The 12,649-nt window shown below is 67.4% G+C and carries 12 protein-coding genes; 7 read left to right on the forward strand and 5 right to left on the reverse strand.

Features of this window, described 5'->3' with window-relative positions; genetic code table 11:
• Positions 1-79 precede the first annotated feature (79 nt).
• From AB3147_RS13655 to AB3147_RS13665, 3 genes are all read left to right on the forward strand, one after another.
• A complete protein-coding gene (locus tag AB3147_RS13655; protein WP_175121574.1) occupies positions 80-508 on the forward strand; it encodes a PRC-barrel domain-containing protein in 429 nt (142 codons plus the stop codon).
• Between the two features lie 19 nt (positions 509-527).
• A complete protein-coding gene (locus AB3147_RS13660; protein WP_367352144.1) occupies positions 528-1,229 on the forward strand; it encodes a PIG-L family deacetylase in 702 nt (233 codons plus the stop codon).
• A gap of 176 nt (positions 1,230-1,405) precedes the next feature.
• Positions 1,406-2,512: a DUF748 domain-containing protein gene (locus AB3147_RS13665; protein WP_367352145.1), complete on the forward strand. Its 1,107-nt coding sequence runs from the start codon at positions 1,406-1,408 to the stop codon at positions 2,510-2,512.
• 37 nt (positions 2,513-2,549) lie between these two features.
• On the opposite strand, the gene AB3147_RS13670 is transcribed toward AB3147_RS13665, so the two are convergent.
• Genes AB3147_RS13670 through AB3147_RS13690 form a run of 5 tightly spaced genes read right to left on the reverse strand, consistent with a single transcriptional unit; the run spans position 2,550 to position 7,386 of the window.
• A complete protein-coding gene (locus tag AB3147_RS13670; RefSeq protein ID WP_175121571.1) occupies positions 2,550-3,308 on the reverse strand; it encodes an alpha/beta hydrolase family protein in 759 nt (252 codons plus the stop codon).
• Positions 3,295-4,425, reverse strand: coding sequence for a DUF3182 family protein (locus AB3147_RS13675; RefSeq protein WP_175136528.1), 1,131 nt, complete (start codon positions 4,423-4,425; stop codon positions 3,295-3,297). Before AB3147_RS13675 ends, AB3147_RS13670 begins: the two co-directional genes overlap by 14 nt.
• 8 nt (positions 4,426-4,433) lie before the next feature.
• Positions 4,434-5,435, reverse strand: a complete 1,002-nt coding sequence (locus AB3147_RS13680; RefSeq protein WP_175136527.1) for a lysylphosphatidylglycerol synthase domain-containing protein — start codon at positions 5,433-5,435, stop codon at positions 4,434-4,436.
• Positions 5,432-6,622, reverse strand: coding sequence for a cardiolipin synthase ClsB (clsB, locus tag AB3147_RS13685; RefSeq protein WP_175121568.1), 1,191 nt, complete (start codon positions 6,620-6,622; stop codon positions 5,432-5,434). Before clsB ends, AB3147_RS13680 begins: the two co-directional genes overlap by 4 nt.
• Positions 6,619-7,386, reverse strand: a complete 768-nt coding sequence (locus AB3147_RS13690; protein ID WP_175121567.1) for an endonuclease/exonuclease/phosphatase family protein — start codon at positions 7,384-7,386, stop codon at positions 6,619-6,621. The genes clsB and AB3147_RS13690 overlap by 4 nt, the downstream gene beginning before the upstream one ends.
• 197 nt (positions 7,387-7,583) lie before the next feature.
• Here AB3147_RS13690 and AB3147_RS13695 point away from each other — a divergent pair, with 197 nt between their 5' ends.
• From AB3147_RS13695 to AB3147_RS13710, 4 genes are read left to right on the forward strand one after another with little or no spacing between them, the layout of a single operon-like run.
• On the forward strand, positions 7,584-9,188 hold the full coding sequence (locus AB3147_RS13695) for an ABC transporter substrate-binding protein (protein WP_367352146.1): 1,605 nt from the start codon (positions 7,584-7,586) through the stop codon (positions 9,186-9,188).
• Between the two features lie 9 nt (positions 9,189-9,197).
• Complete coding sequence (locus AB3147_RS13700) at positions 9,198-10,172, forward strand: ABC transporter permease (protein WP_367352147.1); 975 nt, start codon at positions 9,198-9,200, stop codon at positions 10,170-10,172.
• A gap of 3 nt (positions 10,173-10,175) precedes the next feature.
• Positions 10,176-11,006 carry an ABC transporter permease gene (locus tag AB3147_RS13705; protein ID WP_367352148.1) on the forward strand — a complete coding sequence of 277 codons (831 nt, stop codon included), beginning with the start codon at positions 10,176-10,178 and terminating at the stop codon, positions 11,004-11,006.
• On the forward strand, positions 11,003-12,640 hold the full coding sequence (locus AB3147_RS13710) for an ABC transporter ATP-binding protein (protein ID WP_367352149.1): 1,638 nt from the start codon (positions 11,003-11,005) through the stop codon (positions 12,638-12,640). Before AB3147_RS13705 ends, AB3147_RS13710 begins: the two co-directional genes overlap by 4 nt.
• Positions 12,641-12,649: the final 9 nt, after the last annotated feature.

The raw sequence follows: 12,649 nt of genomic DNA on the forward strand, positions 1-12,649 counted from the left end.
TTGGCACACGGCTTGCTTGATGGCGGGGCGGCGTGGCGAGCCGTTCGCCACGCGGACCATTCATCGAAGGAGACTCACCATGAACCAACCATTGACAGGCGCCGGCCAGGCGCAAGGTGAAACCAAGATCGTGGGCGGCCCGAAGAGCGATCCAAGCGGACCCGGACCGGAAGTCATGGCGGCCAGCACGCTGGAAGGCAACGACGTGTACAACCCCGCTGGCGAAACGCTGGGCAGCATCCAGGAAATCATGGTGGACGTGCCACGCGGCCGCATTGCGTATGCCGTGCTGTCGCGCGGCGGCATCCTTGGCATCGGCGACAAGCTGTACGCCATTCCGTGGAGCGCGCTGACGTTGGATACCGACCGCAAGTGCTTCGTGCTGAATGTGGACAAGGACGTGCTCAAGAACGCGGAAGGGTTCGACAAGGACAATTGGCCCAGCATGGCGGACGAGACCTGGGCGCGTGGTATCCATCAGTACTACAACCAACCCCCGTACTGGTAAGCCGGACAGCGAGGACGGGATGCTTCGCGAGGGCAGACTGGTCGCAGTTTCTTCCTGCTTCAACGACGCTGTCGTCAGTTGTGCGGGGCTGCTCGCCGCGCGTCCGGACAGCACCGTTCTGACGGTGTACTCCGGCTTGCCGTTGGTGGCCGACGCGATCAGCGCGGCGGACCGCGACTGCGGTGTCAAGAACGGCCGGCAGGCCGTTCTTGACCGCCGCGCCCGCAACGATCGCGCCTTGTCGCTGCTTGGCGTGCGGGGCGTGCAGATGGATTTGCTGCACGACGAGTATCTGGAAAGCGGCGAGGAGGGGCGCCTGACGGGCGCATTGGCCGCGGCAGTGTCCGCCCTGCGGCCGCGTGTCGTTCTGATGCCGCTTGGGCTGTGCAGTGCCGCGCACGTGCGCGTGTCCGAGGCTTGCCTCACCTTGCGCGCGCTGTTCCACCGCGTGGAGTGGGTGACCTACGAAGAGGTCGCGGAGGCCGAGCCGGGGGCCGTCCAGCAACGCCTGGCCGAATTGCTGGGCCGCAGGATCCTGGCCTCGCCGCTGGATGTCGGGCCGGAGGTTGACGTCGGCCGCGCCCGGCAACGCGCATTGGCCGCACGCAGCAGCCTGGCGCTTGATCCGCTCGACGCGCAGCCTGACATGTCGCTGGCAGGCGCGTCGGCCTTCCGTCCCGAACGCTATTGGCGCCTGTCGTGGCGGCGGGACAAGGTTTGAGGCGTAGAACGGATTGAGGCATCCTTGCGCCGCAAACCGTCTCATCCTTATCGAGCATTGATGAACGATTGCGCATCCCGGACGATGGTCAGGTTGCGCCGGCCGCCGCGCCTCGCTATGGTGCAAGGCATGCGGCGGCTTTCGTGCCGACGTCCCCTACAACTTCGGAAACCATAATGAGTTCGAACGCAGCCGACGCGCGAGGCCGGTCACGCTGGGGCACCGCCCTGGCGATTTTGCTGTTGATTGGCGCGGTGATCGCGGTACTGGCGCTGGCCGCCACCCGCGTGGTCGAGCAGCGCATCGCCAGCATTCTGGGGCCGCGCAGCCAGGTCGGCAACGTGCAGGTTGGCCTGCATCAGGTGGTGCTGACAGACGTCGCCGTGCCGGGCGCGTCCGGTCAGCCCGGCGCGCGTGCCCGGCGCGTTGAACTTGAACCGGAATGGACCGCGTTCCTGCGCCGCGAGGCCGTGTTCAAGCGGATCATCGTCGAAGGCTTCGACTTCGCCGTGGTGCGCAATCCCGATGGCGACATGCAGATTTCTCCCGCCTTGCAGGCGGCGCTGCGCGCCGGCGACGGCGACGGCAAGACCCGGCGCAACGGTCCCATCCGCGTGGCCGAGCTCATCCTGCGCGACGGCCGCCTGGATTATCTGGACGGCGCGGTGTCCAAGCCGCCGCATCGCATTCCGTTCAAGGACGTGCAGGCTCACCTCCAGCCCGTCGTGATCCCTGGCGACGGCACCGCCAGCGACCTGGAATTCACCGGCAAGGTCGAAGACAACCGCAACGGCGAGGCCACCGTGCGGGCAAAGGGCAAGCTGGTGGTGGGCGATGCGGATGCCGACATCACGGTGGCGGTGCGCAACATGGATATCCGCCATGCGGCGCCCTATCTGGCCGATAACGGCGCGGGCTCGCTGTCCGGCGGCTCCATGGACCTGGACATGAAGACGGCCATCGCGCGCCGCGAACTCAAGGCGTCGGGCACCGTGGCGTTGCACAACCTGAAGTTCAGCGGCGACGGCAGCCTGTTTTCTTTGCCGCGCAAGGCGGTGCTGGCGGCCATGAAGGACAAGAGCGGAGTCATCCGGTTTGAATTCGCACTGGCTGGCAGCCTGGACAACCCCAAGTTCTCGGTCACGCGCGGCTTTTCCGCGCAGGTGGCGCGCGGGTTCGGGCACGCCATCGGGGTAGGGGCAGAAGGCGCGGCGGAAGGCGTGGCGGGCGCCGTCAAGGAACTGGGCGACGCGCTGTCGGACATGTTGAGCCCGAAGCCCTGATCTGCCGTCGCCCGGCTTGCCGTTGCCGCGGCCGCGGCTACGGCACAGGCCGCGCCCGGCCGACCCGCGCGCCCATCACCATCTCCGTCACCCAGTTCACCAGGATCGAGGTGTAGGCCTGCTGCGAGGCCTTGTCGGTCAGCGCATGGTCCGCGCCGTCCAGGATGCGGTGAGTCAGCGAATGCGACCTGCGAAACGCCGACCGGTAGTTCATGATCGTGGAGTGCGGGATATAGACATCGTGCTCAGCCTCCACGATCAGCACATCGCCTGTGAAGTTGGCGCAACACGACAGCGCGCGGTTGCTTTCAGGTTCGATGTGGGAATTGCGGTAGGCGCGTAAGGTTTCTCGGTTGAGCTGGTTCTTGGGCAGCATCCATTCGTCGTCGCGGTACAGCGCGGGCACGTGCAGGCCCAGCCAGCGCACGCGGCGCAGCCCGGTCAGGATGGCGGCCAGGTAGCCGCCGTAGCTGCTGCCCACCACCGCCACCGAGCCGCTGTCCAGGGACGGATGCGCGGCCAGCCGGTCGTAGGCGGCCATCACGTCGCGCAGGTTGTCGTCGCGCGAGACCTGCATCTGCTGCGCCTGCGTGGCGGCATGACCGCGCAGGTCGAACGTGAGGCAGACGCAGCCCAGCGCGGCGATGCCCTTGGCGCGGGCCAGATCGAACTTCTGGTCGCCGCCCCAGCCGTGAATGAACAGCACCCCCGGCACCTTGCTTTCGGGCGTGAGAAAGGTGCCGGCCAGCCGCTGGTCCGCCACCTCGATATCGATTGGGTCGCTAAAGGCGGCCATTGTCGTCCTCCAGAATGCCCCCCGATTTGGTGATCATACCCACGGCGGAATCCTCGCCGCGATACACGTATTGCTCCGACGTGGGCGCCGGCTCGTCCGCGCCGTAGCGTTCGCGCGTAAAGGCGGACACCGACTTGAGCGACGGGGACAGCATGAACGCCTGCAATGCGGAAAGCTCCGCGATGCTGGCGCCGCCGGCTCGCCACGATTGCTCGAGCACGCCCGCGCGGGGCTCACCGCGGGCATTCTGGCCGATCGCCACGTCGTAGTTGCGGCGCGACGCGAAAAAATCGGGATACGCGGTGGATACCGCCGTGTCGTAACGGCAGCTCAGGTCCACTGCCTGCCGTTCTTCGTCAGACAGGTTCAACGCCCGCAGTTCGTCGAACCCGCCGCGCGCGAATGTCAGCGCCGAGCCGCCGTACACCGGCTCGCCGTTGTTGTCCCGGGTGAGGCTTTGCGTGCCCACGTACGACGCTTCCAGCTTGCCCACGCGGATCCAGCCCACACTGTAGGTCGCGATCTGCGCCAGGTCTTCTTCCAGCACCAGCCCCAGCCGGCGCATGGTGGCGGCGTCCTGGCCGTTCAGCGCGGCGCGAAGCTCCTGCGCATTGCGCACGACGACCTGGCCGCGCCCGGCGTTGGCGTCGGCCGGCTTGAGCCGCAGCGGGCCCGCCTGCAGCAGACGTTCGCCCGCGCGGTGCGCATCGTCCAGCGTGAACGCGGTGTACCCGCGCAACACGACCTCTTCCAGCTCGCCGGCCAGCGGGCGCACCCAGCCCTGCGGCGATTTCGCCTGCGCGTCGACGACGCCATGGGTGATGGATTTGGTCGCCACGAAGGCGTGCGGCGTCACCCCGCCAAACAAGTCGGCCGCGCGCGTGATGCCCAGTTTGTTCGCGCGGGCCAGGCTGGTGATGCTGCGATCGGGCACGTAGTAGGGCGGCGGCTCGCCGCGATTGCGGGTCGGCCGGAAGTCCGGCACGAAGCGCCGGCCCAGCAATGCCGCGATCCGCAACGCCAGCGCCTCCTGCGACGCAATTTCATGTTCGGACGCGCCGGTGCGCCGGGGGTAGGCGGCGACGGTGCCTGCTGAGTCGGGTTGGGGTCGATTCATGGCGGGCCTCATGGCAGATGGCGAGCCTGACCGGGGGGAGCGGCTTCTCCCTTGCGTTTGCGCATGCCCAGTTTCAGCTCGATCAGGGGATAGGCCACCAGCGCCAGGCACAACGGCGCCAGCGCATACACCGCGCGGTACGCCAGCGCCGCGCCGAGCACTTCGGTGGGCGGAATCTGCGAACCCAGCGCGGCCACGAAGATGGCCTCGGTGGTGCCCAGGCCGCCGGGCACGCGGGTGATGACTGACGCGAAGCTGGTGCACAACAGGATGCCGAGCACCGCGGGGTAGCTCGCCTTGCCCTGCAACAGCACAAAGCAGATGGCGCCCATCAGGGACCAGGACAGCGCGGCCACGGCGCATTGCGCCACCGCCATGCGGGCGCGTGGCAAGGTGATGTGGTGGCCCATCCAGGTGACGCTGCGGCGCTTGGCCCTCGCACATGTCACCACGTAGGCGATCCCCAGCGCCAGCAGGGCCAGGCCCAGCAGACGCAACATCCCGGAGCCGATTTCCCAGCCTGCCGGCACCGGCACCACGCCCAAGGCGAACACGATGCCCGCCAGCCAGGCATAGCCGATCCAGTTCGATGCCGCCGCAAACAGGGCGACGCGCGTCGCCACGGACTTGCGGCAGCCCAGCCGGGTGTACAGCCGCAGACGCGCGCCCAAGCCGCCCACCAGCACGCCCAGGTTCAGGTTCAGCGCGTAGCTCAACATGGCCACGCCCAGCGCCTTGGGCGCGGGCAGGTGATGCCGCGTGTACTTTTTGCCGAGCAGATCCAGGCTGCCATAGGCAAGGTAACCCGCCACCACCAGGCCGGCCGCAATGGCAATGGTCTGGCCGGGAATCTTGCGCATCGCCACCCACACCTGCGGCCAGTCCACGGACCGCCCGAAGTAATAAAGCAGGCCGGCCACCACGATCAGGACCAGCACGGGCAGAATGCGCTTGATCCGCGGCCAGCGGCGCCGCAGGGCCCGCATGGGCGACGAGTGCAGGATCTTCATGCCGTCTCCCTGCCGGTGTCCGCCGTGACGGTCTGCAGGCGCGGCTTGTGCGCCGGGAGGCTGCCGGCCCATGCGGGAAAGCGCCGCAGAAAGTGGAACACCACCACCCCGAGCCACAGGCGGCGCAACCGGCGCCGCGAGTTTTTGGGCATTTCGACGGGGCGGCAGTCCTCTGCAATCAGCCGGTCCAGGCTCTTGCGCAGGGCCGCATTCAGCGACGCGTCGCGCACCACGACGTTGGCTTCCAGATTGAGCGCAAGGCTCAGGGGGTCCAGATTGCTGGAGCCGATCGTCGACCAGTCCTCGTCCACGCACGCCACCTTGCCGTGCAGCGGCTGCTTGCAGTACTCGTGGATCTCCACGCCGTTGTCCATCAGGTAGTCGTAGAGCATCGAGGCGGCAAGCCGGGCGACCAGCACGTCGGGTTCGCCCTGCAGCAGCAGGCGCACGCGCACCCCGCGGCGGGCGGCCTTCACCAGATCCCGCAACAGGTGGTAGCCAGGAAAGAAGTACGCATTGGCGATCAGCACGTCCGAGCGTGCCGAGCGCACGCCCGCGCGGTAGTAGCGTTCAATGTCGCTGCGATGGCTGACGTTGTCGCGCACCACGAGCCGGCCCCCGCCGTCGCCGGCGGGCAGGGGATCCATGCGCGCGGGACGGCGCCGCAGCCCGCGCTTGCCCTTGCCGAGCGCCGCGCGCGCGTAGTCGGCAATGTCGGCCGCCAGCGGGCCTTCCACCAGAACGGCGTAGTCCTGTTTCGCTTCCGGTCCGTAATCGGGCAGGTGGTCCGCGGAAAAGTTGATGCCGCCGATGAAGGAGCGTTGGCGGTCGACGGCCACGATCTTGCGGTGCATGCGCCGGAACACGTTCGTGCGCACGCCCAGAAAGCGCGGACGCGGATCAAAGACGTGAAAGCGCACGCCGGCCTCGGTCATGGCGCCGATGAAGGCCTCGCTCAGTTCGTCGGAGCCGTAGCCGTCGACCAGCAGGTCGACGCTGACGCCCCGGCGCGCCGCGCGGATGAGGGCCTGCTGGATCTCTTTGCCGACGACGTCGTCGAACAGGATGAAGGTTTCCACCAGCACTTCGCTGGCCGCCGAATCAATGGCCTCGACGACCGCGGGAAAGTACTCCGTGCCGTTTTCCAGCAGGGTGTATCGGTTGTTTTCGCGCCAGCCCAGGTTCATAGCGCAATCTCCGCGCAAATTGGCACATGATCGGAAAGGCGAGACCACACGCGGGACGCCAGCGGCACCGGCTGCCAGTCACGCACGCTGCGCACATAGATGCGGTCCAGCCGCAACAGCGGCCAGCGCGCGGGAAACGTCCGCGCGGGCCGGCCCAACCGCGAGGTGAACACCTCCGAGGTCCCGCATTCGCGCATCAGGGCATCAGCGCGCAGCCGCCAGTCGTTGAAGTCGCCGGCAATCAGCAGCGGGTCGTCGGCCGGCACGTCGTTCGACACCAGCTTGCACAAGCGGCGCAGTTGCTCGCCGCGATGACGCTCGAGCAGGCCTAGATGCACGCATATCGCATGCACGGGCGAGGCGAGGGCAGGGGGCCGCAGCACGCAGTGCAGCAGACCGCGCCCCTCGTGGCCGTCCACGCTCACGTCGTGGTTGTGGTGACTTTCAATCGGGTAGCGCGACAGGATGGCATTGCCATGGTGGCCTTCCGGATAAACGGCGTTCTGGCCGTAGGCAAAGTCCGTCCACAGCGTGTCGGCCAGGAACTCGTACTGGGACTGCGCCGGCCATGACTCGTGGCGGCCGGCATGCGTCTGATGTTCACCCAGGACTTCCTGCAGGAACACCACGTCCGGCTTTGCGGTGCGCAATGCCTCCCGCAGGTCGTGCAGCATGAAGCGGCGGTTGAAACTGGTAAAGCCCTTGTGGGTATTGACCGTCAGCACCGTCAGCGTCGTGGTGTCGAGGGAATGCGAAGCGGGCATGAAAACTCCGGCAGATGCGATCCGTCGGTTTGAGCAAGTGGCGTGCCCGGCGAGTAACGAAACGTGAAGCGACACGACTTGTTCTGTCGGCGGCGATACGGGGGGACGCATGAGCAAATGAGAAATCAGCATTTCTCAAGCCATGTCGCGCAGGCCTAAGATCCGCAGCTTCCAACCAGGTAGAACTAGAGTCCGACATGCGCACCACCCGCCGCGAGTTCCTGTTGTCTTCCGGGGCGCTTGCCGCCGCGATGGCATTTCCCACGTCGATCTTCGCGCAATCCGCCGCGCCGCGTCATGGCGGCGTGCTGAACGTGCACCTTGGGTCCGAGCAGCGGATCCTGAATCCCGCGCTGCGCGCCTCGACCGGCGTGTACATCGTTACCAGCAAGATCATCGAATCGCTCGTGGACCTGGATGCGGCCGGCAAACCCGTCGGGCAGCTTGCCACCGCGTGGACCGCCGACCCCGACGGCAAGACCATCACGTTCAAGCTACGCGAAGGCGTGACCTGGCACGACGGCAAGCCGTTCACGTCGGCTGATGTCCAGTACAACGCGCTGGAATTGTGGAAGAAGCACCTGAATTTCGGCACCGCGCTGCAGCTCTATCTGGAGGCAGTCGATACGCCCGACGCGCATACGGCGGTGTTCCGCTACAGCCGGCCGATGCCGCTGGACCTGTTGCTGCGCGCGCTGGCGGATCTGGGCTATGTCGTCCCGCGCCATCTGTACGAAGGCACCAACGTGCTGGAGAACCCGGCGAACACCGCGCCGGTCGGCACGGGCCCGTTCAAGTTCGTGCAGTACCAGCGCGGCCAGTTCATCATTGCCGAGCGCAACCCCAATTACTGGCGCAAGGGCGAGCCGTATCTGGACCGCGTGGTCTGGCGCATCATCACGGACAAGTCGGCCGCCACGGCCGCGCTGGAAACCGGCCAGCTTCAGCTCAGCGCCTATTCGCAGTTGACGCTCGCCGACCTGGACCGCCTGAAGCAGAACCCGCAGTTCGAGGTGCGCAGCAAGGGGTTGGAGGCCAACGTGTTCAACAACACGTTGGAATTCAACTTCCGCCGCAAGGAACTGGCCGACGTGCGCGTGCGCCGTGCCATTGTCCATGCAATCGACATCGAATTCTTTATCGAGAACTTCCTGTATGGGCTGGGCAAGCCGGCCACCGGCCCCATTCCGTCGTCGTCCGAGGCCTTCTTCCCGGCGGGCAGCAAGCCGCCGTATCCGTTTGACGTCAAGCGCGCCGAGGCGCTGCTGGACGAGGCCGGGTACAAGCGCGGCGCCGGCGGCGTGCGCTTCGCGCTGAAGCTGGTGCCCATCCAGAACGGCGAAGACGTGCCGCTGCTGGCGACCTTCATCCAGCAGTCGCTGGAAGCCGTGGGCATCAAGGTCGAGATCGTGCAGTACGACATCGCGGGCGCGCTGTCTTCCGTCTATAAGGAACACAACTTCGACATCGCCACGGGCTGGCACCAGTACCGCGGCGACCCGGCGGTGTCCACGACGGTCTGGTACCGATCGGGCAGCCCGGCGGGCGCGCCTTGGACAAACCAGTACGGCTGGCAGTCGGACAAGGTCGACAAGCTGATCGACGACGCCGCGTCCGAAATCGACGCGGCCCGCCGCCGCGCGCTGTACGCGGAATGGGTGCAGGCCGTCAACGACGAGCTGCCCATCTGGATGGCGACCGAACGCCAGTTTTATTCAGTGGCAAGCTGGAAGCTGCAGAACGGCCACAACAATGCGCGCTGGCCGTCCAGCGACTGGCATGACGCCTGGCTGTCGGCCTAGGACCGCGGCATGGGGTTCCTGACTCTTGCGGCGCGGCGGCTTCTGGCGGCGGCGCCCGCGCTTCTGATCATCCTGGCGGGCCTGTTCCTGCTGCTGCAGCTGGCGCCCGGCGATACCGTTGACGCGCTGGTGGCGCAGATTGGTGGCGCCGACCCCGCCACCATTGCGGCCATGCGCTCGCATTACCAACTGGACGAGTCAGCCAGCGCGCGCCTGGGCAACTATCTGTGGCGGCTGGCGCATCTGGACCTGGGCTATTCCGCCATCTATGGCAAGCCGGTGGCCGCCGTGATCGCCGAGCGCCTGCCGGCGACCCTGCTGCTGATGGGATCGGCGCTGTCGTTCGCCTTTGCGGGCGGCATGGCGCTGGGCGTCGTCGCGGCGCGGCGCGTCAACGGCTGGGCCGACGGGCTGATCTCGACGCTGGGGCTGGTGTTCTGCGCCACGCCATCGTTCTGGTTCGGCCTGATGGGCATCTTCGTGTTCGCGGTGTGGCTGGACTGGGTGCCGGCCGGTGGGTTCGAGACCATTGCGTCCGGCTACACGGGCCTGACCCGTATCCTGGACATCGCGTGGCATCTGATCCTGCCCACCGCGACGCTGGCGCTGATCTTTCTGGCCATCTACCTGCGCATCATGCGCGCATCGATGCTGGAAGTGGCCTCGCACGATTTCATCCGCACCGCCCGCGCCAAGGGGCTGCGCGAAACGGCAGTCGTGGCGCGGCACATGCTGCGCAATGCGCTGCTGCCGATGGTGACGCTGCTGGGCCTGCAGGCCGGGACCATGCTGGGCGGGTCGGTCGTGGTCGAAAGCGTCTTCGCCTTGCCCGGCCTGGGCCGCCTGGCGTACGAATCTGTCGTGCAGCGCGACCTGAACACCTTGCTGGGCATCGTGTTCGTGTCCGCGCTGCTGGTGATCGCCATCAACTTCATCGTCGACCTGCTGTATGCGCGGCTTGACCCGCGCATTGTCCGGAGCTGAACCATGGAAACGCTACGCCGTTACTTCCACAGCCCCGTCGCCGTGCTGGGCCTGGTGCTGCTGACGGCCGTCTGCGCGGCCGCGCTGGGCGCCGACTTCTGGTATCCGCGCAATCCGCTCAGTCTGGCCGGCCGTCCGCTTCAGTGGCCCGGCGACAACGCGCGCTTTCTGCTGGGCACCGATCAAGTGGGGCGCGACATCGCCGCGCAGATTTTGCACGGTGCGCGCGTCACGCTGGCCATCGGCCTTGCCGCGACGGTCGTGTCGGTGCTGATCGGGGTGGTGCTGGGCGCCGTGGCGGGCTATTACGGCGGCCTGGCCGACGACCTGCTGATGCGCGTGACCGAGGCCTTCCAGATCCTGCCCAACTTCCTGTTGCTGCTGGTGCTGGTGGCCGTGTTCGGCTCGGACCTGCGCACGGTGGTGCTGGCGATCGGGCTGGTGTCGTGGCCGCCGGTGGCGCGGCTGACCCGCTCTGAATTCCTGACGCTCAAGACCCGCGAGTTCGTGCAGGCAGGCCGGGCGCTGGGCATGGGCGACCTGCGCATCATTTTCCGCGAGATCCTGCCCAACGCCTTGCCGCCTGTGATCGTCTACGCCAGCGTCATCATGGCCACGGCGATCCTCCTGGAAAGCGCGCTGGCCTTTCTGAACCTGTCGGACCCCAACGTGCCGTCCTGGGGTAACCTCATCGGCGGCGGCCGCGGGGTGATCCGGGTCCAGTGGTATGTGTCCGCCATTCCCGGCATTGCCATCCTGCTGACCGTCCTGGCGATATCGCTGGTCGGGCAGGGGGTGAACGACGCTCTCAATCCCAGGCTGAAACGATCATGACCGAACTGCTTCGCATCGAAAACCTTACCGTCGACCTGCCGCCCGGCGCCGACCGGCCGCATGCGCTCAAGGGCGTGACGCTGGCGGTCAACCCGGGCGAGATCGTCTGCGTCGTCGGGGAAAGCGGATCGGGCAAATCGCTGACGGCCGGCACGATTCTCGGCCTGCTGCCGCAAGGGGTGCATGCCAGCGCCGGCCGCGTGCTCTGGGAAGGGCAGGACTTGCTGAAGCTTGCGCCCGATGCGCTGCGCCGGCTGCGCGGCCAGCGCATCGGCATGATCTTCCAGGAACCGATGACCGCGCTCAATCCGCTGCGCACCATCGGCGACCAGATCGCCGAGGTGTTCCGCACGCACACGCGGCTGTCGCGCGCCGTGATCCGTCAGCGCACGCTGGACCTGCTGGAATCCGTCCGGCTGCCCGACCCCGCGCAGGCGCTGGGCGCCTATCCGCACGAGCTGTCGGGCGGACAGCGGCAGCGCGCGATGATCGCCATGGCGCTGGCGCTGGAACCGGCGCTGCTGATTGCCGACGAACCGACAACCGCGCTGGACGTCACGACGCAGGCGCAGATCCTGCATCTGATCCACGACCTGCAGCGCCGCAAGGGTACGGCGGTCCTTTTCATTACGCACGATTTTGGCGTGGTGGCCGAGATTGCCGACCGCGTCGCCGTCATGCAGCGCGGCGAACTGGTGGAAAGCGGCACGGCCGACCAGGTGCTGGAACATCCGCGCCATCTGTACACCCGCGCGCTCATCGCCGCGGTGCCGCCGCTGGCGCCCGCGCCGGTCCGCGTCGACCTTGACGGGAACGCGCCTGCGATCCTGACCACGCAGGGGTTGTCCAAGACCTACCGCAAGCGCGGCTGGTTCGGCCGGCCCGGCCGTGTGACGCACGCGGTGGACGACGTGACGCTGACGCTGCGGCGCGGCGGCACGCTGGGCATCGTGGGCGAAAGCGGGTCAGGCAAGTCCACGCTGGCGCGCACACTGCTGGGACTGCTGCCGCCCGATGGCGGCGACATTACGCTGGCCGGCGAGCCGCTGTCGTTCAAGGGCGCGCGCGCCCGCCGCGCCCATGCGCAGCGCGTGCAGATGGTGTTCCAGGATCCGTACGGATCGCTGAACCCGCGACAGCGCGTTGGCGAGATCGTGGCGCAGGGCCCCATCGTGCATGGCACGCCGCGCCGCGAGGCGCTGGCCCGCGCGCAGGAACTCTTTGAACTGGTGGGCTTGTCGCCTGATGCCGTGCGGCGCTTTCCGCACGAGTTTTCGGGCGGCCAGCGCCAGCGCGTCGGCCTGGCGCGCGCGCTGGCGATGCGGCCGCAAGTGCTGATCGCCGATGAACCGGTGTCGGCATTGGATGTATCCGTGCAGGCGCAGGTGCTGGCGCTGCTGGCCCGGCTGCGCGAGCAACTGGGCCTGTCCATCGTCTTCATCACGCACGACCTGCGCGTGGCCGCGCAGGTCTGCGACCACATCGCCGTCATGAAGTCGGGCCGCGTCGTGGAAGAGGGCGTGTGCGCCGACGTGTTCAGCAATCCCTCCCATCCCTACACGCAGGCGCTGCTGGCGGCCGTGCCGGGCCGCCGCTGGGATCCAGCCGCGGTCGTCACGCGGCTCGCCGCCTGAATTTGGCCT

Origin of the sequence: Achromobacter animicus, from assembly GCF_040775605.1 — a bacterium.
GTDB lineage: Bacteria > Pseudomonadota > Gammaproteobacteria > Burkholderiales > Burkholderiaceae_B > Achromobacter > Achromobacter animicus.